This window comes from Rhodococcus sp. LB1 (genome assembly GCF_001583455.1).
Classification (GTDB): domain Bacteria; phylum Actinomycetota; class Actinomycetes; order Mycobacteriales; family Mycobacteriaceae; genus Rhodococcus_F; species Rhodococcus_F opacus.
This window is the reverse complement of record NZ_LTCZ01000001.1, coordinates 1-24,198: the sequence shown is the minus strand read 5'-3', so window position 1 is coordinate 24,198 and position 24,198 is coordinate 1. Positions and strand designations below refer to the sequence as shown.

Below are 24,198 nucleotides of genomic sequence, written 5' to 3'. Positions count from 1 at the left end.
TCACGCACCCATCCCACGCAGAAGCGCCTCGGCGTTGCGGTACATGTAGGCGTCGAGCGCCGCGTCGTCGATGTCGAGTTTCAGGGTCTCGTGCACCGACTCCTCGACACCGCAGAACGAGTAGGCCGACGCGTAGACGAACCGGTTCGGCAGCCAGTTGATGCCCTGGGTGTAGCCCTGTCCGCCCGGGGCGAACGCGTAGACGTCCGGGGACACGAACACGTTGTGAATGCCCGTCGCCTCGCTCTTGAACGCCAGTGCGATCGCCTCGTTGACGTAGGGGAAGCAGCCGTGGCCCAGGATGACCGGCATGGTGGGGTGGCGCTTGGCCACCCGGTCGAAACGGACCGGATCGGTGTGGCTGATGTCGGGTCCCGCCAGCGGCCCTGTCATGAACAGCAGCGGCACACCCAGTTCGGCGATCTTCTCGTAGATCGGGAAGATCCGCTCGTCGTCGGCGTACATGGGCTCGCGTGCCAGGCCGGGCTCCATGCAGACACCGACGAGGCCGTATTCCTTCATCGCGGTGTCGAGCCCGGCGATGATCTCCTCGGTGGGCTTGTCGAAGTCGATGCCGGCGATCCCGAGGACGCGGTTGTCGGTGCGCTGCGTCAGCTCGGCCAGGTCGGCGTCCTCGATGTGCACCGGCACAGGACGATTCACCGAATGGCGACCGTTCATCACACCGAGGCGGACTCCGACGGCGTCCATCTCGTCGATCAGGGCACGAAGTGCGCGTTCCTCTGCCTGCGGGAAGGGATCGGTACTGATCGTGTAGGAGCGGGGCACGCTGTGACCGAGGATGCGATTGACCGAGCCCACCACAGTGGGGGTGAAGAAGTTGCGGTAGGGGCCTGTCGGGGGCCGCAGACGGAAGTCGATGATCTTGCCCTGAAGTCGGGCGAGACGTTCTGCAGACGAAGCACTCATGACTGTCTCCTGAAGTCGGATACATGAACCGGGGCCGGAATTTGTGGCCCGCTGGCTAGCAGAATACGCGAATTTTGATTAATGTCGACATCAATTCCTCAATCGAGTCGAAGGAGCAGCCCATGAGAGCAGCGCGCGCAGTCCCCCATCCCGACGGCGGCAAGGTCACCGTCCTCGACGTCCCCACGCCTACCCCCGGCCCCGATCAGGTGCTGGTGAAGGTGAAAGCCGCCGGGCTCAACCGTGGAGAGATCCTGCAGGCCGGTCGGGTGCGCACCGGCGAGCCGCAACCGATCGGGGTCGAGTTCGCGGGCGAGGTGGCTGCGGTCGGTGCCGGTGTGACCCAGTGGCGCGAAGGCGATCGGGTGATGGGGCACGGGAACGGCGGCCAGGCGGAGTACGCGTTGGCCGCGTCGCGCGCCCTGATGCGCGTACCGGACTCCGTCTCCTGGGCTGATGCCGCGGCCTTCCCCAACGTGTTCATCACCGCGCACGACGCGCTGATCACCAACGGACAGTTGCGCACCGGCGAAACAGTGCTCGTCAACGCCGCATCGAGCGGCATCGGGCTGGCCTCGATCGAGATTGCCGGGGCAATGGGCGCGTCCCGCATCGTCGCCACGTCCCGTTCGGCAGACAAGGTCGAGCGGCTGAAAACATCGGGGGTGGACTGCGCAATCGACGTCTCCACCACCGACCAGGTCGATGCCGTCGCCGGCTTCACCACGGGCAATGGCGTCGACATCATCGTCGACTCCGTCGGCGGCACCACCTTCGAAGCCAATCTCGAGTCCCTGGCGGTGCAGGGCCGATTGGTCAACATCGGACGATTGGGGTCGAGCACCGCCACCATCGATCTCAACGTGCTGTGGCTGAAGCGGTTGAAGCTCATCGGGGTAACGTTTCGCACCCGCACCGAGGAGGAACGACTGGCCTGTGTACAGGCCTGCGCCCGGGACCTGCTCGTGCCGCTCGAAGCCGGCACGATACGGACGACCGTCGACCGGACGTACCGCCTCGACGAGATCGCGGCGGCCCACGCCTACATGCAGACCGACCAGCACTTCGGCAAGATCGTCCTGTTGGTCGACGACGCCCTTGCGGACGCTTCATGAGGACCGCATCCCATGTGGAGAAGTTCCACCGGCTCACCGACCTGCGCACTCGGTTGGACCCGATCGAGAACTTCGAGCTGTGGTACTGGACCACCCTCACCGCCGGCACCAACGCCTACAACGCCTGTCTGCACCTCGCCGGCCTCACCAGCGACGACCCGGTCTTCTCCACCATTCCCGGCGTTCACCTGGCGCAGCAGCCCGACGGTGGTTACGCGCGCGTGCTGCGCGGCCCCGGCGACGTCAGCCACGTCGGGTGGCCCCCGATCGAGGGTGAGATTCCCGAAGACATCCAATGTCTGGAAATCGCCCTCGAGGCGCTCGAGGAACACCGGGACCCGTGCCTGCGCGGTGAGCGCCGCCCCACCCGGTACATCGTCGGCGAATGCGAGCGCGAATTCGAACGGGTGCAAGCGATCCTGTTCGCGAGGGCCGGGATGACGGAGAAGGCGTCATGAAGGCGGAACGTCATCGCTTCCTCGCGGAGCGCATCGAGCGTGCGGTAGCGCACTGCGGCGACCACGACTGGGAGATGAAGATCGAGGCCGCAATGCTCGCCGGCACGCACTGGGCGAATTACGCCCTGCACAACCACGGCGTCTCCCCCGAGGACGAGGACATCGTGCACACGTCCATGCTGGTGGTGAACACACTGCGCAAATACTCGATCGTCGAACCCGACCTGCTCCGCGCCCTCGGCGACATCGAAGAACTGCGCCCCCTCTTCGTCCGCGGCGACGTGGACGGAGGCCCCAACGCAGCACAGCGGGCACTCGCCCTGCTGTCGGAGATCTCGGCGCGCGCCCGGGAATCCGAACTGTCGACAACCAGGAGACTCCCGTGAACGGTCTGATGATGGACCAGCCCCTGCTGGTCTCCTCCCTCCTCACCCATGCCGAACGCCATCACGGTCAGCAAGAAATCGTCTCCCGGCGGGTCGAAGGCGACCTTCATCGCTACACCTTCAGCGACCTCGCCACACGGTCACGGCAGCTGGCCCAGGCGCTCGAGGCGCTGGGTGTGCAACCGGGCACCCGGATCGCGACCCTGGCCTGGAACGGATATCGGCACCTCGAGCTCTACTACGCGGTCTCCGGGTCCGGTGCCGTCCTCCACACCCTCAACCCCCGTCTGCACCCCGACCAACTCGAGTGGATCGTCGCCGACGCCGCAGACACGGTGCTCTTCTTCGACCTCACATTCCTGCCCGTCATCGAAGAACTCGCGCCGCGTCTGACCAGCGTGCAGCACTTCGTGCTGATGTCGGACCGCGACCACCTGCCCCGTGATCCCGGCGCGCTCCTGGCCTACGAGGACCTCCTGAATGCCCAGGACGGAACCTACGACTGGCCCGTGTTCGACGAAGCCACCGCATCCTCGCTGTGTTACACGAGCGGAACCACCGGAAACCCCAAGGGTGTCCTGTACAGCCACCGATCCACGGTCCTGCATTCCTTCGCGGTCGCCCTGCCCGATTCGGTCGGCCTGTCCGCGCGCGACAGTGTGTTGCCGATCGTGCCGATGTTTCACGTCAACGCCTGGGGACTCCCCTACGCCGCGTGCATGGTCGGCGCGAAGGTGGTCTTTCCGGGGCCCGACCTCGACGGCGGGGCGCTCTACGACTTGCAGGAGACCGAGCAGGTCACTGTGTCGGCAAGCGTGCCCACCGTCTGGCAGGGACAACTCCAGTTCGTGGAACGACGAAACCTGCGGTTCACCACACTGCGACGCGCCGTCATCGGCGGTGCAGCGTGTCCCCCCGCGATGCTCCGCGAACTCGAGGAGACCCATGGCGTCACCGTCGTCCACGGGTGGGGCATGACCGAGACCAGCCCGTTCGGTACCGCCTCGGTCCTGAAGAACACGCACCTTCAGGCGGCGCCCGAGGAACGGTACGCCGTGCAGGGCAAACAGGGACGATGCGTCTTCGGCATGGACCTGAAGATCGTCGACGACACCGGCCACGAACTCGCGTGGGACGGGGTATCCGCGGGTCACCTGATGGCCCGGGGTCTCTGGGTCATGTCGCAGTATTTCGGACAGGCCGGGAAGGACCCGCTCGTCGACGGCTGGTTCCCCACCGGTGACATCGCAACCATCGACCCGGACGGGTTCATGCAGATCACCGACCGCAGCAAGGACGTCATCAAGTCGGGCGGCGAATGGATCAGTTCCATCGAGATCGAGAACATCGCGATGGGCCACCCGGACATCACCACGGCGGCCTGCATCGGCGTACGGCATCCCAAGTGGGACGAGCGTCCCCTACTGGTCGCAGTACGGAAACGTGGCTCCGGCCTCTCCGCCGAGGAACTACGCGCCCATTTCGAAGGCAAGATGGCCAAATGGTGGATCCCCGACAGCGTCGTCTTCGCCGATTCGATTCCCATGGGAGCGACCGGCAAGATGCTCAAGGCTCCACTGCGGGAACGTTTCCAGGACTACCTGATCGACGTGGACGCGGATTCGGCACAACTCCGCGACTCCCCGTGACGACACTGCTCGAGACGGGTGCGGCGATATGGCGATAGTCTGAGGGGACGTCGTCGAGAGGCTGATCAGATGCTCCCAGGGGTTCACAGGGACGGATAGCACGTTGACGGCCGACGGCGATCCCCTCCGAACTCAGCGCGCCACAGTCTCCGCGACCACGGACGAACTGCGCGCGGCCGGGTTCGACGACGCCCGGGAGATCGGGCGCGGAGGCTTCGGGGTGGTGTATCGCTGCACCCAGTCCGCACTGGACCGTGCGGTGGCGGTGAAGGTTCTCACCGGCGATCTCGACGACGAGAACCGGGCCCGATTCCTCCGCGAGCAGCGGGCGATGGGCCGGCTGACCGGACATCCGAACGTCGTGAGTGTGCTCGAAGTCGGCGTCACCGAGAGCGGTCTCCCCTTCCTGGTGATGCCGTACCACCCACAGGATTCCCTCGACGTGCGGATCCGCCGGCACGGCCCACTCACGATGGCGGAGACACTGCGGCTGGGGGTGAAGATAGCCGGCGCCCTCGAGACGGCGCACCGGTTCGGCATCGTTCACCGCGACGTCAAACCCGGCAATATCCTGCTCACCGACTACGGCGACCCGGCGCTGACCGACTTCGGGATCGCGCACATCACCGGCGGTTTCCAGACCGCCACCGGCACCATCACCGGATCACCGGCCTTCACCGCCCCGGAGGTCCTCGGTGGCGACCCGCCGAGTCCGTCCTCAGACGTATACGGGCTGGGGGCGACGATGTTTGCGGCGCTGACCGGGCACGCGGCGTTCGAGCGCCGTAGCGGTGAGCAGGTGGTCGCACAGTTCCTGCGGATCACCACGCAACCGACGCCGGACCTGGGCGAAGCCGGAATCGATGCCGACGTGGCCGCAGTGGTGGAACGCGCGATGTCCCGGGATCCGCGGGAGCGCCCCTCCGCTGCGACCCTGGGCGAAGCCCTACAGGAAATCCAGTTCAACCGCGGTATCCCGATCGACGAGATGTCGCTCCGCTCCGAACCCGACGCCGAGCACCCGACACAACTGTCGACAGGGCGATCACCGACCGATCAGCCCCCGCCCCCTTCCACCTCGGGTACCGACGGGGATCTCCCGCTGGAGTTGACGAGTTTCGTCGGCCGGCGAAAGGAACTCAGCGACACCAAGCGGCTGCTCTCGGCGTCACGGCTGGTCACCTTGACCGGAATCGGTGGGGTCGGCAAAACCCGACTGGCGCTACGGGTCGCGGCCAGCACCCAGCGGGCATTCGCCGATGGAGTTCGGCTGGTCGAATTGGGTGACCTGCACGACGGATCGTTGTTGGGAGAAGTCGTGGCGACCGAGTTGGGATTGCGCCACCGCTCGCTGAAACCCTTGCACACCCTCGTCGAATTCCTGCGTACACGGGAAATGCTGCTCGTGCTCGACAACTGCGAGCAGGTGGTGGACGCAGCGGCGGACCTGACGCAGACGCTATTGCGGACCTGCCCCGGCCTGCGAGTTCTCGCAACAAGTCGCGAAACCCTGGATGTCGCTGGGGAATCCGCCATCCGAGTGCGCCCGTTGACCGTTCCGGAGTCGGATTCGGAACCTTCGCTGAAGGGCCTGCCCAGCTACGACGCGGTGACGTTGTTCGCCGAGCGCGCCGCCACCACGGTGCCCGGCTTCGAGGTCACCGAGGACAACGCCGTCGCCGTCGCCCGAATCTGCATCCGGCTGGACGGTCTGCCCCTGGCCATCGAATTGGCGGCGGCCCGGCTGCGCACCATGTCGCCGGAACAGATCCTGCAACGGTTGACCAACCGGTACGAGCTGCTGACCCGCGGGAGTCGGAGTGCGCCAACCCGTCAGCAGACCTTGCGATGGAGCATCGACTGGAGTTACGACCTGTGTCTCCCAGCAGAACAGCGGCTCTGGGCCCAGCTGTCGGTCTTCGCCGGTAGCTTCGAACTCGAAGCCGCCGAATGGGTGTACACGTACGACGCCGAACCGGGCGGTCTGCTCGATCTCATTGCGTCGCTGGTGGACAAGTCGATCCTCATTCGCGAGGAATCGAGGGCCGTTGTGCGTTTTCGGATGCTCGAAACGCTGCGTGACTACGGCCGGGACAAGCTCGAAGAGGCCGGCACCTTGTCGGAGATCCGACGACGGCACCGTAGCTGGTATCGGCAACTTGCCCTCGACGCAGAGTCCGGGTGGATCAGCCACCGACAGGTCGTCTGGCTCGCTCGCCTCGACCGAGAACAACCCAACCTGCGCGAAGCGATGGAGTTCAGCCTGTCCGACGCCGATGACTCCTCAGCCGACGCAGGACTGGAGATCGCTACTGCTCTGTTTCCGTTCTGGCTCTCCCGTGGACGGCTCCGCGAAGGCCGCCGCTGGCTCGACCGCGCGCTGGCGTTCCAGGACGAACACGACACCGCGCTCCGAGTGAAGGCGTTGTATTCGGCCGGTGTTCTCGCCACCAGACACGAAGATCTGGAGCGGGCAGCTGCGCTGATAGATCGAGGGCGTGCACTGGCCGAAAGCCGGGGAAGTGCCCTCGATCGTGCACTCATGCATCACGCCACCGCAGCTCACGCGCTGCACAGCGGCAATCCGGATCGCGCCGTGCGCTCGTACACCGACGCCCTGACAGTCCTGCGCAGGGAGAACAATCTCCTTGCGTACATCACGGCCTTGCACGGGATCGGGTTGACTCACGAGGTACTCGGGCACACCGAGGACGCCACCGCTTGCCTCGAAGAGGCGATCCGGATTGCCGAATCCCATGGCGAATCGGTGACCTGCGGACGCTCGTCTCTCACCTTGGGCCTGGTGATGTGGAGAAAGGGTGACCGTGATCGCGCAGTGATGCTGCTGCGGAAGGGACTCGAGCTGGCCCGCCTGGTCGACGATCCGTTGGGGGCTACCTGGTGCATCGAGATCCTCGCCTGGATCTCGTCCTCCGAGAACCATTTCCACCGTGCCGCAGTCCTGATGGCCGCCGCCGAGGTGCTACGACGGCGCGTGGGCACCTCCACTCTTCAGATCCCGAACTTGACCGGATCTCATGAGGAATGCGAACTTGTCACGCGCCGAGCACTCGGTCAACGTGCCTTCACCGCTGCCTCCCACGAGGGCGAGGCGCTGAGTTTCGACGCCGCCGTGTCCTACGCCTTGGGCGAACCTGCACCGGCCGCACCGCCGCGCGCCGATCCCGCTACGGCTCTGACCACACGTGAACGCCAGGTCGCAGACCTGGTCGCGCAGGGTCTGACCAACAAGGCGATCGCCGCCCGCCTCGTGATCTCCCAACGCACCGCGCAGGGCCACGTCGAGCACATTCTCGCGAAACTCGGATTCTCCTCCCGGGCACAGATCGCGGCCTGGGTGACAGAGCAGGCCGCCACCCGGGACTAGCGGTCATCCCGTCACCGCATACGTGCAGCTCCGGGCGGGTACCAATCGGTCCGCCTACCGCGGCGCCCCAGGCCGGTCAGCACCGATGCGCACGGTTATGTGCAATGGGGACCGCACCCACCGGATGCGGTCCCCACGTTGCACTGATCAGACAGAGCGTACGTTCGTGGCCTGCGGGCCCTTCTGCCCCTGGCCGACCTCGAACTCCACGCGCTGGTTCTCATCGAGCGACTTGAAACCGCTGCCCGAGATTTCCGAGTAATGCACGAAGACGTCCGGAGTTCCGTCGTCGGGTGCGATGAAACCGAAGCCCTTCTCACCGTTGAACCACTTCACAATGCCCTGCGCCATGCCGATACTCCCTCAATCTCGATCCGGACCCTCACATCGAGGTTCCGATCTCGATGACTTGATCCTGCCATCTCGCTGTCGACACGAAGACCGCGCACCGTATTTGCATCACCGGCGACGACTTTGTGGTGGCGTATCGATGGTGCCGTTGTCCCGTCAGCTCGGACTTTTGCGTCCCACGAGATGAAAGACGCGGCTGAGTTGGCGGTAGGGGTCTCGTCGGCCGGCTTCGAGTTCGACTGCGGCCGTCGCCGCCATCTGCTGTGTGTCGTTCGGGTCCAACTCGGCTCCACTGAAATCGAGCCAGTCGACGAACAGCCATACCCCGTACCAGCGCACTGGCTCCACGCCGCGGCTCTGCACGAGCTCGCTGAGTTCCTCCACCGTATGGGCGCGAGTCGGAACTCCCAGCACCCCGATCTCGCCCCTGGCGTCAAACGATGCCAGAGCGTCGTCCCACCGTTGTTCCAAGGCCGGGCGCACTGCCATCGCCTTGGCGTTGCCCGTCATGATCGAGACGACGCCACCGGCAGCAGCGCACCTGCACAGCTGGTCGACCAACGGCTCCGGACGCTCCAGGTACCCGAGCACGCCATGACACAACACGGCGGCAAAGCGTTGACCATGAACCGCCTCATCGGCGTTCTCGCCGTCGGCCTCCACGAGCGTCACCCGTCGTTGGACCTCACCGGGCAGCCGTTGGAGTCGCTGTCGAGCCTTGTCCAGCATCGCCGACGACGGGTCGAGCAAGGTCACGTCGTAACCGGCTTGGGCCAGCGGGAACGATTGATGGCCCGCGCCTCCGCCGACGTCGAGCACAGGGGCTGGAGGGGCCGGCAAATGCTCCAGCAGCTGCTGGTGCAACACATAGGTGCGCACGCGCCCCTTCACCGAGGCATACGCCTCGTCGGCAAACTGGTCGGCCAAACCGGCCCAGGTGTCATCGCCCACCACACCAAGATAGTGCCGCGAAGTTTTCGACGATCGGCAGGACGTCAGCGCGGAGATTCTTTCCAGAGAATCTTCACGATCCGAACGATTCCCTTTCCGTCTCCGTTCGGTGACAGTGTTCGCATGGATCCGACCACGCGTGTCGCTGCGCCGTCGCTCCGGTACCGAGCCGACACCGAAACCGTCCGTCGGTCACCGATTAACACTCGAGTCCATCCCCGATGAAGGGACTACCGAGTGAGCGGCCGGCTTCTGATCAACGTCGACATCCTCGTCGCCGGCGTCGGTGGATCGTGGCGATTCCCCGGACGGACGGCCCGGCCAGTTACACCACCGACCCCCGCAACAACCGACCAGAACGGAAGAGCCGACACCGATGACCGATAGCCCCTTCGATCTCACCTACGCCGCTGCCGAGGACCGCTACGAGAAGGTCCCGTATCACCGCACCGGAAAGTCCGGACTCGATCTGCCTGCCTTCTCGTTCGGCCTGTGGCAGAAGTTCGGTAGCGACTACGCTTTCGCGACGCAGCGGGAGATCATCCTCCACGCGTTCGACCTGGGCATTACCCACTTCGACAACGCCGACCGCTACGGCCCACCGCATCGCGCAGCCCAGAAGAACTTCGGCGCCGTACTCGCCAAGGACCTCGCCCCTTACCGGGACGAACTCATCCTGTCGACCAAGGCAGGTAACCCGATCGGTCCGAGCCCGTATCTCAAAGGCGGCTCACGCAAGTCGATCCTGACCTCGCTCGACCACAGTCTGCGCGACCTCGGCACCGACTACGTCGACATCTTCTACCACCACAGCCCCGACCTGAGCACGCCGCTGGAGGAATCCGTCGGAGCTCTGGTGAGCGCGGTGGAGCAGGGCAAGGCGCTCTACGTCGGCATCTCCAACTACCTACCCGATCGCACGCACGAAGCCGCCGAACTGCTACGCCAGGCCGGCGTTCCGCTGCTCATCCACCAGGCGCGTTACTCGATCTACGACCGTCGTCCCGAACAGAACGGCTTGCTGGACACCGCCCGCCAGGACGGATTCGGGCTGATCGTGTATTCACCCCTGGCGCAGGGTCTGCTGACGGACAAGTACCTGGAGACGATTCCCGAGCGCGCACGAGCACAGAACAGCACGTTCCTGACGCCGGATGTGATCGACGAGAATTACCGGCAGCGCACCGCCGAGCTCAACAAGATTGCCGAGGCCCGCGGCCAGTCACTGGCACAGCTCGCGCTGCAGTGGGTGCTGCGGCGGCGCGAGGTCACCTCGGCGCTGATCGGAGCGAGTTCCACCGAGCAACTCGACCACAACATCGCGGCCCTGGACTTCCCGCCGCTCACCGACGAAGAACTCGCGCTCATCGAGGAACACGGCGTGCACGGAACCGGACTCAGACTCTGACCGACGAGGAGATCTCGGAGTGCATCGTCCGCCGGGACTCGTTGTGTGACAGAGCCACCAGCCGATGACAACCAATCACCCGCCCGCGCCGACAGCGCGGGCGGGTGACTGTCACGGAGCAACGCAAAGCTGTTGCGGGGAAGCGTAAGTAGCGCTCCCCCGCTCATTCCCGCAGCAACGGCAGCAGCTGGTTGCCCTGACGCTCGATCTCCGGCAGATACGGGGTGTCCGAGAGTACGAAGTGGGTGATGCCGAGATCCTGGTACTTGCGCAGCGACTTCGCGACGTCCTCCGGGGAGCCCACGAGCCACGTGGTGCCGGCGCCGCCGCCACCGAACTTCCCGGGTGCGGTGTACAGGTTGTCGTCGAGCACGTCGCCACGGGTAGCCAGGTCGAGGAGTCGCTGCTGTCCCACGGCGGTCTGGCGATGCGGATTCTGTGGAGCCGCACCCTGATTCTTCGCCATCTCCGCTACCTTCTCCTCTGCCTCGGCCCAGGCCTGCTCGGTCGTGTCCCGGACGAAGGTGGTGATCCGCAGGCCGAACTCGAGCGGCGCATGCGCTCGGCCGAGTTCCTCGCTCAGTGACCGCAACCGTTCGATCCGCTCCTGCACACCCGCGAGCGGCTCACCCCAGAAGAGCTGAACGTCGGCCTCGGTCGCCGCAACACGCTCGGCGGCTTCGGACGCGCCACCGAAGTAGAGCTTCGGGTGGGTCCGATCTCCGCGTGGTGAGATCCGGGGCAGCACTGTGGAATCGGTGACCTGGAAGTGCTCACCCCGGTAGGTGACGTTCTCCTCCGTCCACAGCTTGCGAACGAGCTGGAGGAACTCCTTGGTGCGGGCGTAACGGTGGGCCTGGTCGCTCTCGTGGTCGCCGTAGGCTCCGAGGTTGTCCTTCCCGGACACGATGTTGATCCGGACCCGGCCGCCGGTCAGATGGTCGAGAGTAGCGACGGCGGAGGCGAAGTGAGCCGGTCGCCAGTAGCCGGGCCGGATCGCGATGAGCGGCTCGAATGTCGCCGTCCTGGCCGCAAGGGCGGCGGCGACGGTGAGTGTGTCCGGCCGACCCCAACCGGTGCCGATCAAGGCCCCTTTCCAGCCATAGTCCTCGAGGGTCTTCGCCTGGCTCGTGAGGGTGTCCAGACTGTTGTGGTCAACCGTGACGGCGTCGCCGCGGTGTCCAGGGGTGACCTGATTCGGGATGTACCAGAGGAATTCGAGACTCATGAGGTGGTGATTCCTGTTCGACGTCGGTGATCGGCCGGCTGAGATCGGCGAATCGTGCCGTCTCCAACGATTGGGCGGAGAGCGCGTCCGGACTGACGGCCGTGTGCGCCGCCGCGATTGCGTCCATTCCCTACTTTCGCCCCCGAGGGACGCCACATCACCCGACTGGATTACGTTCCAGCATCCGGACATCGCGATACTAATCCCGGTTGTCACCATTGAACGTCCATGCCCTGCGTCCTCCACGATGAGAAACAGGGCCTGACGTGCGACAGTTCGACACAACTGGACATTAATTCCTCCAGATCGGAAATGTCGATGCACCTTGTACCTTCATCGGTAGCGAGCAGAGATTGCTGGACACCGTTGGCGTCAAGGTGATTTCAACCCTCGAATCCCGGATGAAGATCGGGAAGCATCTACCGAAACTGCGTTTTCATAGACGGAGAATGTGAATGACCTCTGAATCAGCACTCTCGCAACTTCACGTAACCGAGGTGTCTTGGTTCGATCCCGACGCGGAGGCATTGCGCGCGGCCATGGCCCGCGAAGTGGGGCCGCGATACTCCGACCGAGTATCGACTGCAGACCGCGCCGCCACCAATGCGGTTGACCCGACGTCCGTTTTCCTCACAGTGGTGGTGTACACCGCCGCGGGGGCAACCGACAATCGAGAAGCGGTCGGTCACGCCGCGCTCAGGTGGAACGGCGACGACCTGGAGTTGAAACGGATGTTCGTCACAGTGGAACATCGCGGAACCGGAGTGTCGACAGCGTTGTTGAGCGCGGTCGAGGATGCCGCCAGGAAGGCGGGGCGCCCACGCCTGATTCTCCAGACAGGCGACCGGCAACCCGATGCGGTCAGGTTGTACGAGAAGAGTGGCTACTCACGGATTCCGATCTTCTCCCCATACGAGATCTTGCCCTTCTCGAATTGCTTCGAGAAGGTGTTCGATCAAGGGTGACGGATCACCGCACGTCACGCGACAGGCGAGGTCAGGACGACGTCGGCGTCGACCAACACCACGGCTCGCCCGTTCTCGGACACGACGACCGGCCCCCGGTGCCCCCCGATTCGTCGCATTGCCACCGACAACTCCTCGGTGACTCCCACGACGGGCAACGCCCGATCGACGTGCGCGCCGATCAGGTCGTCGTCCGGAGCGTGTGACAGCGCCGCGGCACTGACGGACCCCAGGATCTCCGCGACCACGATCGGACCGGTGACCGGGCGCGCCAGCACGACGGGCAGGGCCGGGGTGTCCGCGAGCACGCCACGCGCCTCCGCAACGGTTGCGGTGGACGGCACGGCCCGCGGTGCGCTCCCCCGGCCGCCCAGTGCATCACCGACAACGGGTCCGGTCGCTGCGTGGTAGAGCGGGAAGCCCAGCCGTCCCAGCCACTCGTTGTCGAAGTACTTCGACAGGTAGGCCCGGCCCGAGTCCGGGACGATCACGACCACGACGTCGTCCGGACCGAGGGTCCGCGCGAACCGCAGGGCGGCGGCCACCGCGGTACCGGCGGAACCTCCGACGAGGAGTCCTTCCTCCCGGGCGAGGCGGTGCAGCACCGTGAGCGCCTCGATGTCCGGGATCCGCTCGAGACGGTCGACGACGTCCGGGTGATAGGAATCCGGCCACTCGTCGTGCTCGGTCTGCGGGTGCAGAAAATGGCCCACGGATTCGATGTACCAGGCCCGTCCGTCTCCCCCGCCGTATACGGAGGTCTCGGGGTCCGCGCCGATGATCTGCACGGCCCCGCCGGAGATCTTCGTCAGGAACTCCCCCGTCCCCGTGATGGTCCCACCGGTTCCGACACCGGCGACGAGATGAGTGACTCGGCCCTGGGTCTGACGCCAGATCTCCGGACCTGTCGTGGTGCGGTGCGCGTCGGGATTGGCCGGGTTGTCGTACTGGCCGGCGAGCCAGCCGCCGGGGATCTCCGCCGCGAGACGAGTGGCCACGTTGCGCACGAACTCGGGATGGCGGCTGGGCCTGCCGCCCGGTGTCACATGCACCCGCGCCCCGTGCGCCCGCAGCAACGCGATCTTCTCGACGCTCGTCTTGTCGGGTACCACGACGACGGAACGGTATCCCCGAGCGGCGGCGACCAACGTCAGCCCGACTCCGGTATTGCCCGACGTGCCCTCCACGACGGTGCCTCCGGGCAGGAGCTCCCCGGATTCCTCGGCCGCGTGGATCATGGCCAGGGCGGCGCGATCCTTCACACTTCCGCCGGGGTTGAGGAACTCGAGCTTGGCATACACCGTCGCGGAGATACTTCCGGTTACCCGGTTCAACCGGACGAGGGGTGTGTTGCCGATGGCGTCGGTGATCGAGTCGTAGACTCCGAGGCTCGCGGCGTCGACTGTGGGGGGATCGAGGATGGTCATGCGTCTGCCTTCCGAGGCCGCCCGGGTGTCACCCGGTCAGCATCGCAAGAGCAGTCGTCGAACAACAGGATTCGCGTCACGCCGATCAGATCTTCAGTGGCTCACCATGAACGGCGCAGCGCGTTCACCCCGAAATCCTGGAGATTCGAATTCTTCTCGTGTGTTGCCGAATGGGCTGTAATTCGGGGCGACCTGAGAGCGAAGGGGGTAGTCGAAAGATGTCGACACCGGTGACGACACTGCATCCTCACGACACCGAGTTGTGGCAGTGGCGATTGGCTGCGCGTTGCCATGAAGCGGACGCGGAGATCTTCTTCCCGGCGGACGCCGAACGAAGGAACGCTCGCTCCGAGCGTGAAGATCTCGCCAAGGAGTTCTGCCGCGGCTGCGCGGTGGTGGAGGAATGCCTCGAGTATGCCCTCCACACCGGCCAACAGCACGGCGTCTGGGGTGCGACGACACCGGGCGAACGGCTCGCACGACTCGGCCGGTGAGCGAATACCCGCGTCGGCATTCTCACACGAGCGGATTGGCACGAGCGTCGTCGGCGGATGCGAAACTCCAGTGTTATTCGCGACGAGTAGATTTGGTGGTCCTGATCGGGTAACCAGGTACGTTCGAATCTCGCAGTCGTAGGAGAGACCGTGGTTGCCCGCGTGCTACCTGGGGCGCCTCAGGTCGTCCCGGTCTCGGCGGCCAGGGAGCGGAGGGCCTCGACCCGGGTCCCCACGCCGTGACGGCGGGCCAGTTCTTCCGCTCCGTCCGGGTCTCGTGCCTTCGCGTGCTGCTCGGCTGGGCACTCGACGCACGCCTCGACGAGGATCTCGAGGCGTGTTTCGAACTCGCCGCCGACGGCGGTGCTGCCGTCATGGGGCTGCCGCGGGCCGACCTGCAACCGGGTTCACCCGCCGACTTCATGTTGCTGGACGGAGAATGCGTGCCGCAGATCGTCGTCGACGTCCCCCGTCGGGACACGGTGGTGCGGGCCGGACGGGCCGTCGCTCGCGACGGCGGGCTCCTCTGAGTCGTCCACGAGGATTGGCGTCGGTCAGGACCGCAGGGGCGCTTGCAGCAGGGTCCGGTCGTCGCCCGGGGCGCTGACGCCGAGCATCGTCGCATCCGACATCGGCAGCCCCACCGCCAACTGCATCGACATCGTCTTGTCGCCGCCGGCGATGAAACTGCCGGCATTCATGCGACTTCCGTCGGAGCGTTGGAGCCAGACGTTGTACGTGCGGCCCTGTGGGAGTCCGGCGACGTCGAGGCTGATTCCGGTTCCCCACGCCCGGTTCTCCACCCGCGCGGAGGCGTCCACACCTGCGGCGAGCACCGTGAATGCCACCGGCTGCCCGGGAGGGGCTGTCGAGGTGCCCCCGCGTAGGAAGAACCCGCCGGTCACCAGGCCGACGGCGATCACGACGGCCGCGGCGGCGACTGCGATCCGGTGGTACCGCTTCCGTCCGCGTTCGCGGTCGACCGCCCCGAAGATCGCGTCGGGCAACGTCGACGACGGCCGGGGCGCAGGTTCGGTGAGCCGGTCCGGGTCCGCCGCCGACAGGGCAGCCGCGACCGGCGTCAGCAGACTCAACTCGGTGCGGCACTCCGGGCAGCCGTCCAGGTGCGCGCGAAGCGTGATCGTCTCGCGGTCGTCGAGGCGACCGAGCGCGTACATCCCCAACATGGTGCGCATCTGCTGGCAGCGTTCAGTGGTCACCATGCCACCCCATTTCTTCGAGTACGAGTCGGAGAGCCTTCAGCGCGTAGTACACACGACTGCGGACGGTGCCCACGGGAATGCCGAGCTGTGCGGCCACCTCTGAGGCGGGCCGGTCACGCAGGTGAATCTCGACCAGGACGCAGCGGTGCTGATCGGACAGCCGCCGCAGCGCCTCCTCCATCTCGAGCCCCACCAGCAGTTGTTCGAGGGGACGCTCGGGTGCGGGCAACTCGGGTGGTGCAGCGTCGGCCAACTCGGGTCGGGCGGCACGAGCCCGGATCGCGTCGATCACCACGTTGCGGCAGATCGCATACAGCCAGGTCCGGAGCGTAGAGCGCCGCGGGTCGTACCGGTCCGCGCCCCGCCACGCACGCAGGAACGTCTCCTGCACCGCCTCCTCCGCGCGACCCCGGTCTCCGAGGGAGCGGTAGGCGAGGGCGAACAGTTCCCTGCCGTGGTCGTCGTAGGCGGCCCGCAAGACCGTCTCGTCGTCCAAACTTCCCTCGGACTGGTCCCCGCGTGTGCGCACGATACGAAGCCGCACCACTCACCTCCCGAACACCGGATACGGCGTCGGCTCGCCCGACACCCACCGAGGAGTACGGGCGCGGGCGGCGCGGCGTTCATCTCGAATTCTGCCACTCGGGTGCGCGGAGGCGGCTCCGGCAGGTGAACGCGGATCGCCGACCATCCGTACTCCCCAGCGCCGAACGACAGGCACACGGGAACGAACGAATGGAGATCTACGAAGATGCTGAAGAAATCGATTCTTGCGGCGGCCGGCGCCGGCACCGCGATCGCGCTGATCTCGGCGTGCGGCACCGCCACCGACGACGCCCCGCCCCAGGTGCCGCCGTCTGCGTCCGCCGCGGCGAACCCCGAACCGGCAACCCCGGCGGCCGCCGGGCAGGTGGAGCTCGGCACCCGGGACACCGCACTCGGCACGGTGCTCACCGACGGGGACGGTTTGACGCTCTACCGATTCGATGAGGACACACCCGGCTCCATCCGGTGCACCGGCCCCTGCGCCGAGATCTGGCCGCCCTCACTCAGTGCACCCCGGCCCGACGCCACCCTCGCCGCCCGCACGGGTGCCACGACGCGGCCGGACGGAACCGAGCAAATCACCTACGACGGCCACCCGCTCTACCGGTTCGCGAAAGACACCGCCCCCGGGCAGACGGGCGGCGACGGTGTCAAAGGAACCTGGCACGTGGTGACGGTCGACTCCGCCCATGGATGACGCCACCGCACCCCCGGTCAGGGCGCCACGCCCGGCTGTCAGTCGGCGCAGTGCGCTGCTCGGCCTGGCCGCGGTCGGCGCGATCGCGGCAGTGGACGTCGGCGGGTTCCTCTGCGCGGCGGGGACACTGGACGCCGACGCTTTGACCCCGGCACGGCTGACCGACCGGTTCGAGGAGGTCTCCGGGCACCACGACGGGTTCCGGCGCAATCACGCCAAAGGAGTCAGCGCGACCGGATATTTCACCGCCACCGGCGCCGGGTCCGCGGTCTCCACGGCCAGCGTCTTCCGGGTCGGCCGGATCCCGGTAACCGGCCGGTTCTCACTCTCGGGCGGGAATCCGTCCACTCCGGACGTCGACGCCACGGTCCGCGGGCTGGGATTGGCGTTCGACCTCCCCGATGGCGAGCAGTGGCACACCGCGATGATCAACACCCCGGTGTTCCCCGACCGGACACCAGACGGCTTCTACGAGCGGTTGCTCGCATCGAAAACGGACCCGGCCACCGGCAAGCCCGATCCGGATCGCATGGCGGCGTTTCTCTCCCGCCATCCCGAGACCGCGGCGGCGATGAACCTCATCCGACAGCATCCACCGACCTCCGGGTTCGACAACAGCACCTTCTACGGTCTCAACGCCTTCCATTGCACCAACGACACCGGAGTCACGGTTCCGGTGCGATGGACACTGGTCCCCGAGCAACCGGCCCGCTCCCCCGGCCTGCCGCCGCTGCCGGGGCGCGATTACCTCTTCGACACACTCACCGCGGCAGTCTCGCGTGGGCCGTTGCGGTGGCGGATGTTGCTCACGATCGGTCGACCCGGCGATCGGACCGACGACGCCACCCGGCCGTGGCCGCCGACCCGGCAGGTCCTCGACGTCGGCACCGTAACCATCGACGCGGTCCAGACCGAAGCGCCGCACAACGCGCGGGACCTCAACTTCGACCCGCTCATCCTCCCCACGGGCATTGCGCCCTCGGACGATCCCCTGCTCAGCGCCCGGTCCGCGGTCTACACCGAATCGTTCACCCGCCGGTCCGGGGAGCCCAAAACACCGGCCGTCGTCGATGTGGATGGGGTGCGCGATGACCGCTGACCCGACCGACCGCCCGCTCCGGTTCGCGCCGACCGTCCGGTTGCTGCATTGGGCGATGGCGGTCATGGTGATCGCACAACTGCTCGTCGGCGCCGTCATGGTGACGACCCTCGACCACTACCATCTGCTGCGCTCGGTGCACGTCCCGTTGGGCGCCGCGATCCTCGCCCTGGTGATCGTCCGCATCGGCAATCGGCTGGTGTGCCGCACGCCCGCACCACCCTCCACGATGAGACCGGTCGAGCGCCGGGTCGCAACCGCGTCGGAGTACCTGCTCTACGCGCTGCTTGTGATCCAGCCACTCACCGGGTGGGCCATGCTCTCGGCCGGCGGCTACCCGATCATTCTCTACCAGCACCTGCACTTGCCCACGCTGATTGCACCCGATCCCAGCGTCTACGCGTTGTCGAGACAAGCTCACACCGCATTCGCCTACCTGCTGTTCTTCACCTTCACCGCACACATGTCCGCCGTCCTCTTCCATGTGCTGGTCCTGAACGACAGGCTCCTCGGCCGGATGGCACCGTGGCGCACTCGCCGAAAGTCTTCGCCTACCGCGTCCCGACCGGCACCTACGCGGATCGTCGATAATGTTGCTGCAGAGCAGGATTGAGAATGGTGACGCTCACAGCACTGAAGCCGAGACCGGCGTGTGACTCGTGCCGACCGCGTGATGGAGCACCAGTTCGACCGGGTCGGTGAGCGGGAACATGCCCCAGACAGGGGTTCGGCCGGGAATGCTCTCACATTCTCGGCCGGATCTCTGCTTCTCGAGTGTTTCACCGTTGCCGATTACTCTCTCGATCCGCAACTACCAATGTACGCGCGGATGGCGGTCCACCGCAATGGCTCGCCTCTGCGGTTCATCGCTGCGACCTGGGCCGTGGGCTACTTGACCGCCGTCAGGTACGTCGATCGCTTCGACAGATCGACAAGTTCTTCGGGGAGCTCCGGAACCGGCCGCCCGTAGGCAGCCGCCAGCTCGAGCGAATTGAACCGCTGCACCGACCAGCCGCGCCGGGTCAACCACTGCACCGGATCGGCCCGCTCGTCACCGTAGAACAGCTCGGAGATGTCGATGTCGCCGAACGGATTCTCGGCGAAATACTTCGCTCGGATGGCGTCGAAGCGTTGCATGTCGGTTCCCGCCGCGAAGTTGTCCACGGCAAGGCGGCTACCAGGGCTGGACAGTTGGTCGATCCGCTCGAACAGCGCGTCGTGCGCCGCGCCCGGGAGGTACGCCAGCAGCCCCTCCACCGACCAGGCGGTCGGCTTACCAGGGTCGAAGCCTGCAGCGTGGAGGGCGGCAGGCCAGTCGTCTCGCAGATCGACGGCCACCGGGCGACGATCGGCCTTCGCCCTGGCCCCATGATCGGCGAGAACCTCCTCTTTGAATTCCAGCACCTGCGGTTGGTCGACCTCGAAGACCGTCGTGCCGGTCGGCCAGTCCAAGCGATACGCCCGTGCGTCCAACCCGGCCGCGAGGATCACCGCCTGCGAAACGCCCGCGCTCGTTGCCGTCGAGAAGAACTCGTCGAAGAATCTGGTCCGACTACCCATGAAACCCGAGACCGGCACGTCCCCGAGTGACGACGGGTCGGCCAACAGCCCGGTGAAATGCGGTTCACCCGCCGCTTCGACGAACCACCGCGCGAAGTCGTCCTGGATCAACGCGTCGGGGCGAACTGTCTCCAACGCCCGGAATGTCGCCACTCCCAACGCGGTCAGGCCCACACTACTGACGATGTCCCAACTATCTCCATCAGTTCGCATCGCTGAAGCACCCTCCCGAACTCGTCGCAGAACCGGAGCCGACGACCGAGCAGGGCAGAGCGGCGACGAGGCCAGAGAGGTTCGGCGAGGCCTCACCGAAATCCGGGCCCAGCGTGATCGACCGAACCCGCGCAATTCTACGCTCGGGACCATCGCAATCATCCGGAGCCGATTCGCCGACCTCGCACCCGCTCGGTCCGATCTCAGAGAAGACCGAGGCGACCAGGCCGAGTGGCACGGGACCGAACATGTGGTGTACAACATAGTCGGCCACGATGTGAACCAGATCACAACCGTGACCGTAAGGCACAGATATCGGTAACCGACGAAAGCAGGACACATGGCGACAACCTCGATTGCCCCGACGACTCCCACCGGACGGCAGACGCCCCGGCACAGCGGCACGATGAGCACCGCGGAGATCAAGTCGAGGATCGAGGCCATGTTCGCCGACGACCGCAGGCCCACCCGCCCCGCGGTCACGAACTGACGAAGTTCGCCCCCCGACGAGGGGATCGGATGAACACCGCACGACGTGTCCGCCCGATCCCCCGCCGCGCGTAGCACTCGAAAACGTTGCAGCACAAGCAGCCACAGAACAACCGGCCGACCACTTGTCACGCATTACGGAGACGTCGGGGCCCCGCATCTCGGGATGACGACCGGCAGGTTTACGGATGAACGATGTCCAGCAGTACGCGGACAGTCTCGCGGATCAGTTGAACCGCTCGATCGAAATCGACGACTGTGGTCTCAGGCCGCTCGCGTTGACCGAGCAGCATGGTGATCTCGACGATGTCCGTGTCCGGTCAATCCTCCAGCGACATTCGTCCCCGGAGGTGTTCGAGTACGCATTTTCGCTCGATATCGCGCACGCAACCGGGCCCGTTCGGTTTCCCCCGAATCCGGCGTTGCAGACGTTGCCTCGGGTGTGCATTCCGATGCGGGCCCACGGGGAACTCCAGGGATATCTGTGGCTGATCGACAGCCCGCCTCTCACCGATTCCGACATCGCAGCAGCGGCCGGCACCGCCTCCGCGATCGCCGAACTGCTGCACCAGCAGTCACAGTCGACGGCCACCGTGCTGGATCGCGAGACTCAGCTCGTGAGCGCACTGCTCGCTCCACCGCACGAGGGCACACCCCCGGCCGAGCTTCTCGGCGACGAACCACTCCTTCGATTTACCGAGCACGCGAGTGTGCTCACCATGAAGTTGGCACCGATCGATGCCGGCGGCGAGCCGCTCGACGCCCGGGCGATGCGGAGCGCCGCCCAGGAAGTGGCGTACGCCCGGCCGGTGGGCCGTTCCCTCCTGGGGCATGGCGAAGACACAATCCACCTGATTGTCAGTGCCGAGGTACACGCTGACCGCCTCCGCCCGTTCCGCCACGCTCTGGCACAGGCAGCCCGGCGACGCGGATGGACGCTGCACGGAACCGGCACCGGAGGAGCCGCATCCAGTCTCGACGAGCTGCGACGATCCGGAATGCAATCCGGTTATGCGGCAACCGTTGCACACGCGCGGAACATCGAGCAGTTGAACTGGAACGAGCTCGGAGCCGACCTCGTGTTCTACGGACTGCCGTGGACGATGGAAACTCTGGAGATTCTGTTCCCCGGCGCATCTCGTCTGTTCGACGCGGACAACACACTGATTCGCGAGAGTTTGGACGCCTACTTCGATTGCGGCGGTGATACACGCCGCGGTGCCGCCCAACTGGCCGTGCACCGCACCACCCTCTACTACAGGCTCGACCGTGCGCAACAGCTCCTCGGAGAGGACTGGGCACAGGGCGAACGCAGAGCCGGACTCCAGCTCGCCCTCAGATTGGCGATGCTGATCCGCAACATCTGATGCGTGTTCAAACCTCCAGTTTCGACGGTTGACCTGGAGCTTTCGACAATGTCAGGAACAGACCTCGCTTTTACTCGAACGCAGACGGAAGACGATCCCGCACGTCGTCCGTAGTGTTCGGAATCACAGTCGAGAACGTCGCACCGGTGCAGATGGACGCACCGACAGACCCTCGCCGGCTACGTCAGCGTGCCGGTTCCCTCGAACACTCGAACGGGGATTCCGGCGGGCGCACGGGCCGTAATCGGCGAGCTCGAGTGTCGCGACTGATGAATTCACAGCCTCTTTCCTGAAGGAGCCCCCGTGGCCACACACGCTCTCGATGACGCGAAACTCTCGCGGTTTCATCTGAAAACGACGCTCTACGGAAATGGCGGACACCTCTGCGACGGGTACATTCTCGGCGCCATTGTTCCCGCACTCCCCCTCTTCGCACAGTCTCATCCAATCGGTTCCTTGATGAGCGGCTTGATCGGTGCCTCCGCACTGATCGGTGTGTTCCTCGGAAGCCTGTTCTTCGGCTGGGTCACCGACAGGATCGGCCGCCGGCGCATGTTCGTCATCGACCTCGCACTGTTCGTCGTCCTCTCCCTCGCTCAGATCGCGGTCACTGACGCCGTCATGTTGCTCGTTCTCCGGGTTCTGCTGGGAATTGCGGTCGGAGCCGACTACACGATCGCCACGACCCTCGTGGCCGAGTTCTCGCCACGGAAATACCGGGCCACCCTGCTCGCGGTGGGTCCGGCGATGTGGACAGTCGGGTACGTCCTCGCGATTGTCGTCGGAACAGCGGTGGCCGAAGTCGGGGGTGACGACGCCTGGCGCTGGATCCTGGCAACCAGCGCAGTCCCCGCGCTCATTCTGCTCATCCTGCGCCGGAATACACCCGAGTCACCGCGCTGGCTCGCTCAGAACGGACGGGCAGAGGAAGGCCTCGCGATTCTGCGGAAGCATGTCTCCCCGACCGCAACCCTCGCCGACCTCGCCGAGGAGGAGAAAGCGGAATCGTCTGGTTCACTGCGCGACGTGTTCGCCGCACAGCACCGCAAGCGTCTGGCATTCGCGTGCCTGTTCTGGTTCTGCCAGGTCGTTCCCTATTTCGCCGTCTTCACCTTCCTCCCCACAATCCTCGAATCACTCGACATCGAATCCGGCTTCTGGCAGACCACCAGCGTCAACCTCTTCCTTCTGATCGGCGGCGTCGTCGGCATCGTCACGATCGGCAAGATCGGTCGACGCCCCTACACCCTGATCTCCTTCGCACTCCTGACCGCATCGACACTGGCAATCGGCCTCTGGCAGAGTGCCCCCGCGGGCTATGTCATCGCTCTCTTCGCGCTGTTCGCACTCATCTCGTCAGCGATGGCCGCACTCGACACCGTCTATCCCAGCGAACTGTTCCCGACCAGCATCCGCGCATCGGCGACCGGACTCTGCGTGTCCTTCAGCCGAATCGGGGCAGCGATCGGGACCATTCTGCTTCCGGTAGGAATCGACAAGTTCGGAGCACACGGGGTCACCCTGCTCACCGGTGTGGTGGCGGGTGCCGGTTTTCTCATCAGCATCGCCTGGGCACCGGAAACCGCGGGCCTGACCCTCGCGCAGGCCGCAGCCGACACCGAGGAAATGCCACAAAAATCCGCCAGCGGCAGCCCTGACAGCAACTCGTCGTTCGTGTCTCAGCCGTAACCCGACAGACGTGGTCGGTCAGCCGACCAGACCGTCGCCATCAACCAGCCCAACTCTCACTCGGAGGAACCTTCATGACTGTTGTCATCGACAGTAGCGACGACCTGACCCTCGACAACATCGCTCGGGTGGCTTGGATGGGCGAGCCGTGCCGCATCAGCGATCGCGCACTGAGTGTCATCCGGTCCCGTCGACACGAGTTCGTCGATTTCGTCGAACAGAACGCGGATCGACATCTCTACGGAATCACCACCAGACATCATGTCGGCGCGAAATCCGTTCTCGGCGAGGATGGCCGCGCGGAGTTCGCCACCCGACTGCCGTCGACACCCGCCACCGTCGGCCCGCGGCTGCCCGAACGCCTCCTCCGTGCCGTCCTCCTTGCACGGCTCGCCGACGTGCTGAACGGGACCGCGTGCCTGCGGGTGGAAACAGTGCACCGGCTACTGGACCTGCTCGAAACCGACCTCCCACCGGTTCCAGCCCGCGGAAACGGCGAACCAGGCGACATCATTCCCCTGGGACACCTGCTCCGGACCCATTTCGACGGGACCCTCGAGATCGG

Annotated in this window: 24 protein-coding genes; 16 read left to right on the top strand and 8 right to left on the bottom strand. The window is 65.7% G+C overall.

Annotated elements, in window-relative coordinates:
- Window positions 1–930: an amidohydrolase family protein gene (locus AZG88_RS00120; RefSeq protein ID WP_025432790.1), complete on the bottom strand. Its 930-nt coding sequence runs from the start codon at window positions 928–930 to the stop codon at window positions 1–3.
- 122 nt (window positions 931–1,052) lie between these two features.
- Here AZG88_RS00120 and AZG88_RS00115 point away from each other — a divergent pair, with 122 nt between their 5' ends.
- From AZG88_RS00115 to AZG88_RS00095, 5 genes are all read left to right on the top strand, one after another.
- Window positions 1,053–2,045, top strand: coding sequence for a zinc-binding dehydrogenase (locus tag AZG88_RS00115; protein WP_061696754.1), 993 nt, complete (start codon window positions 1,053–1,055; stop codon window positions 2,043–2,045).
- On the top strand, window positions 2,042–2,503 hold the full coding sequence (locus AZG88_RS00110) for a hypothetical protein (RefSeq protein WP_005242762.1): 462 nt from the start codon (window positions 2,042–2,044) through the stop codon (window positions 2,501–2,503). Before AZG88_RS00115 ends, AZG88_RS00110 begins: the two co-directional genes overlap by 4 nt.
- Window positions 2,500–2,889, top strand: a complete 390-nt coding sequence (locus AZG88_RS00105) for a hypothetical protein (RefSeq protein ID WP_005242764.1) — start codon at window positions 2,500–2,502, stop codon at window positions 2,887–2,889. Before AZG88_RS00110 ends, AZG88_RS00105 begins: the two co-directional genes overlap by 4 nt.
- The gene (locus AZG88_RS00100) at window positions 2,886–4,538 is read left to right on the top strand and encodes a 3-(methylthio)propionyl-CoA ligase (protein ID WP_005242767.1); all 1,653 of its coding nucleotides are present in this window, start codon (window positions 2,886–2,888) and stop codon (window positions 4,536–4,538) included. The genes AZG88_RS00105 and AZG88_RS00100 overlap by 4 nt, the downstream gene beginning before the upstream one ends.
- A 103-nt stretch (window positions 4,539–4,641) precedes the next feature.
- Window positions 4,642–7,926 (top strand): protein kinase domain-containing protein, encoded by a 3,285-nt coding sequence (locus AZG88_RS00095; RefSeq protein WP_061696753.1) that lies wholly within the window; start codon window positions 4,642–4,644, stop codon window positions 7,924–7,926.
- Between the two features lie 147 nt (window positions 7,927–8,073).
- Here the strand turns inward: AZG88_RS00095 and AZG88_RS00090 are convergent, their stop codons facing one another.
- Both AZG88_RS00090 and AZG88_RS00085 read right to left on the bottom strand, forming a co-directional pair.
- Complete coding sequence (locus AZG88_RS00090; RefSeq protein WP_005242781.1) at window positions 8,074–8,277, bottom strand: cold-shock protein; 204 nt, start codon at window positions 8,275–8,277, stop codon at window positions 8,074–8,076.
- A gap of 156 nt (window positions 8,278–8,433) precedes the next feature.
- Window positions 8,434–9,228 (bottom strand): class I SAM-dependent methyltransferase, encoded by a 795-nt coding sequence (locus AZG88_RS00085; protein ID WP_025432791.1) that lies wholly within the window; start codon window positions 9,226–9,228, stop codon window positions 8,434–8,436.
- A gap of 376 nt (window positions 9,229–9,604) precedes the next feature.
- Here AZG88_RS00085 and AZG88_RS00080 point away from each other — a divergent pair, with 376 nt between their 5' ends.
- Window positions 9,605–10,636: an aldo/keto reductase gene (locus tag AZG88_RS00080; RefSeq protein ID WP_061696752.1), complete on the top strand. Its 1,032-nt coding sequence runs from the start codon at window positions 9,605–9,607 to the stop codon at window positions 10,634–10,636.
- 163 nt (window positions 10,637–10,799) lie between these two features.
- On the opposite strand, the gene AZG88_RS00075 is transcribed toward AZG88_RS00080, so the two are convergent.
- Window positions 10,800–11,864: an LLM class flavin-dependent oxidoreductase gene (locus AZG88_RS00075; RefSeq protein ID WP_061696751.1), complete on the bottom strand. Its 1,065-nt coding sequence runs from the start codon at window positions 11,862–11,864 to the stop codon at window positions 10,800–10,802.
- Between the two features lie 455 nt (window positions 11,865–12,319).
- Between AZG88_RS00075 and AZG88_RS00070 the strand changes: the two genes are divergently transcribed.
- Complete coding sequence (locus AZG88_RS00070; protein WP_061040952.1) at window positions 12,320–12,829, top strand: GNAT family N-acetyltransferase; 510 nt, start codon at window positions 12,320–12,322, stop codon at window positions 12,827–12,829.
- A 14-nt stretch (window positions 12,830–12,843) separates the two neighbouring features.
- Here AZG88_RS00070 and AZG88_RS00065 read toward each other — a convergent pair whose 3' ends face one another.
- Window positions 12,844–14,256 carry a PLP-dependent cysteine synthase family protein gene (locus tag AZG88_RS00065; RefSeq protein WP_061696750.1) on the bottom strand — a complete coding sequence of 471 codons (1,413 nt, stop codon included), beginning with the start codon at window positions 14,254–14,256 and terminating at the stop codon, window positions 12,844–12,846.
- A 230-nt stretch (window positions 14,257–14,486) separates the two neighbouring features.
- Between AZG88_RS00065 and AZG88_RS00060 the strand changes: the two genes are divergently transcribed.
- Both AZG88_RS00060 and AZG88_RS00055 read left to right on the top strand, forming a co-directional pair.
- Window positions 14,487–14,750 (top strand): WhiB family transcriptional regulator, encoded by a 264-nt coding sequence (locus AZG88_RS00060; protein WP_269455019.1) that lies wholly within the window; start codon window positions 14,487–14,489, stop codon window positions 14,748–14,750.
- A 239-nt stretch (window positions 14,751–14,989) separates the two neighbouring features.
- Entirely contained in the window at window positions 14,990–15,280 is a 291-nt protein-coding gene (locus tag AZG88_RS00055) for a hypothetical protein (RefSeq protein WP_025432792.1), read from the top strand.
- Window positions 15,281–15,304: 24 nt separating this feature from the next.
- Here AZG88_RS00055 and AZG88_RS00050 read toward each other — a convergent pair whose 3' ends face one another.
- On the bottom strand, window positions 15,305–15,973 hold the full coding sequence (locus AZG88_RS00050) for a zf-HC2 domain-containing protein (protein ID WP_005242798.1): 669 nt from the start codon (window positions 15,971–15,973) through the stop codon (window positions 15,305–15,307).
- Entirely contained in the window at window positions 15,960–16,517 is a 558-nt protein-coding gene (locus tag AZG88_RS00045; RefSeq protein WP_005242799.1) for a sigma-70 family RNA polymerase sigma factor, read from the bottom strand. The genes AZG88_RS00050 and AZG88_RS00045 overlap by 14 nt, the downstream gene beginning before the upstream one ends.
- A gap of 207 nt (window positions 16,518–16,724) precedes the next feature.
- Between AZG88_RS00045 and AZG88_RS00040 the strand changes: the two genes are divergently transcribed.
- The 3 genes from AZG88_RS00040 to AZG88_RS00030 are packed head-to-tail and all read left to right on the top strand — an operon-like array spanning window position 16,725 to window position 18,928.
- Window positions 16,725–17,216, top strand: coding sequence for a COG4315 family predicted lipoprotein (locus AZG88_RS00040; RefSeq protein WP_061696749.1), 492 nt, complete (start codon window positions 16,725–16,727; stop codon window positions 17,214–17,216).
- Window positions 17,209–18,315, top strand: a complete 1,107-nt coding sequence (locus tag AZG88_RS00035) for a catalase family peroxidase (protein WP_061696748.1) — start codon at window positions 17,209–17,211, stop codon at window positions 18,313–18,315. Before AZG88_RS00040 ends, AZG88_RS00035 begins: the two co-directional genes overlap by 8 nt.
- The gene (locus AZG88_RS00030) at window positions 18,305–18,928 is read left to right on the top strand and encodes a cytochrome b (RefSeq protein WP_061040956.1); all 624 of its coding nucleotides are present in this window, start codon (window positions 18,305–18,307) and stop codon (window positions 18,926–18,928) included. The genes AZG88_RS00035 and AZG88_RS00030 overlap by 11 nt, the downstream gene beginning before the upstream one ends.
- 275 nt (window positions 18,929–19,203) lie before the next feature.
- Here AZG88_RS00030 and AZG88_RS00025 read toward each other — a convergent pair whose 3' ends face one another.
- Window positions 19,204–20,088, bottom strand: a complete 885-nt coding sequence (locus AZG88_RS00025) for a class I SAM-dependent methyltransferase (RefSeq protein WP_005242803.1) — start codon at window positions 20,086–20,088, stop codon at window positions 19,204–19,206.
- A 340-nt stretch (window positions 20,089–20,428) separates the two neighbouring features.
- Here AZG88_RS00025 and AZG88_RS52405 point away from each other — a divergent pair, with 340 nt between their 5' ends.
- The 4 genes from AZG88_RS52405 to AZG88_RS00005 form a co-directional block, all read left to right on the top strand.
- Window positions 20,429–20,578 (top strand): hypothetical protein, encoded by a 150-nt coding sequence (locus tag AZG88_RS52405; RefSeq protein WP_164709532.1) that lies wholly within the window; start codon window positions 20,429–20,431, stop codon window positions 20,576–20,578.
- Window positions 20,579–20,765: 187 nt separating this feature from the next.
- The gene (locus AZG88_RS00015) at window positions 20,766–21,944 is read left to right on the top strand and encodes a PucR family transcriptional regulator (protein WP_061696746.1); all 1,179 of its coding nucleotides are present in this window, start codon (window positions 20,766–20,768) and stop codon (window positions 21,942–21,944) included.
- 303 nt (window positions 21,945–22,247) lie between these two features.
- On the top strand, window positions 22,248–23,633 hold the full coding sequence (locus tag AZG88_RS00010; protein WP_025432795.1) for an MFS transporter: 1,386 nt from the start codon (window positions 22,248–22,250) through the stop codon (window positions 23,631–23,633).
- Between the two features lie 74 nt (window positions 23,634–23,707).
- A partial coding sequence (locus tag AZG88_RS00005; RefSeq protein ID WP_197487752.1) for an aromatic amino acid lyase occupies window positions 23,708–24,198 on the top strand: 491 nt, incomplete at its 3' end.

Coding starts and splice junctions, on each gene's coding strand:
- AZG88_RS00120 (WP_025432790.1), bottom strand. CDS start 930: ATGAGTGCTTCGTCTGCAGAACGTCTCGCCCGACTTCAGGGCAAGATC.
- AZG88_RS00115 (WP_061696754.1), top strand. CDS start 1,053: ATGAGAGCAGCGCGCGCAGTCCCCCATCCCGACGGCGGCAAGGTCACC.
- AZG88_RS00110 (WP_005242762.1), top strand. CDS start 2,042: ATGAGGACCGCATCCCATGTGGAGAAGTTCCACCGGCTCACCGACCTG.
- AZG88_RS00105 (WP_005242764.1), top strand. CDS start 2,500: ATGAAGGCGGAACGTCATCGCTTCCTCGCGGAGCGCATCGAGCGTGCG.
- AZG88_RS00090 (WP_005242781.1), bottom strand. CDS start 8,277: ATGGCGCAGGGCATTGTGAAGTGGTTCAACGGTGAGAAGGGCTTCGGT.
- AZG88_RS00080 (WP_061696752.1), top strand. CDS start 9,605: ATGACCGATAGCCCCTTCGATCTCACCTACGCCGCTGCCGAGGACCGC.
- AZG88_RS00075 (WP_061696751.1), bottom strand. CDS start 11,864: ATGAGTCTCGAATTCCTCTGGTACATCCCGAATCAGGTCACCCCTGGA.
- AZG88_RS00070 (WP_061040952.1), top strand. CDS start 12,320: ATGACCTCTGAATCAGCACTCTCGCAACTTCACGTAACCGAGGTGTCT.
- AZG88_RS00065 (WP_061696750.1), bottom strand. CDS start 14,256: ATGACCATCCTCGATCCCCCCACAGTCGACGCCGCGAGCCTCGGAGTC.
- AZG88_RS00050 (WP_005242798.1), bottom strand. CDS start 15,973: ATGGTGACCACTGAACGCTGCCAGCAGATGCGCACCATGTTGGGGATG.
- AZG88_RS00040 (WP_061696749.1), top strand. CDS start 16,725: ATGCTGAAGAAATCGATTCTTGCGGCGGCCGGCGCCGGCACCGCGATC.
- AZG88_RS00035 (WP_061696748.1), top strand. CDS start 17,209: ATGGATGACGCCACCGCACCCCCGGTCAGGGCGCCACGCCCGGCTGTC.
- AZG88_RS00030 (WP_061040956.1), top strand. CDS start 18,305: ATGACCGCTGACCCGACCGACCGCCCGCTCCGGTTCGCGCCGACCGTC.
- AZG88_RS00025 (WP_005242803.1), bottom strand. CDS start 20,088: ATGCGAACTGATGGAGATAGTTGGGACATCGTCAGTAGTGTGGGCCTG.
- AZG88_RS52405 (WP_164709532.1), top strand. CDS start 20,429: ATGGCGACAACCTCGATTGCCCCGACGACTCCCACCGGACGGCAGACG.
- AZG88_RS00015 (WP_061696746.1), top strand. CDS start 20,766: ATGAACGATGTCCAGCAGTACGCGGACAGTCTCGCGGATCAGTTGAAC.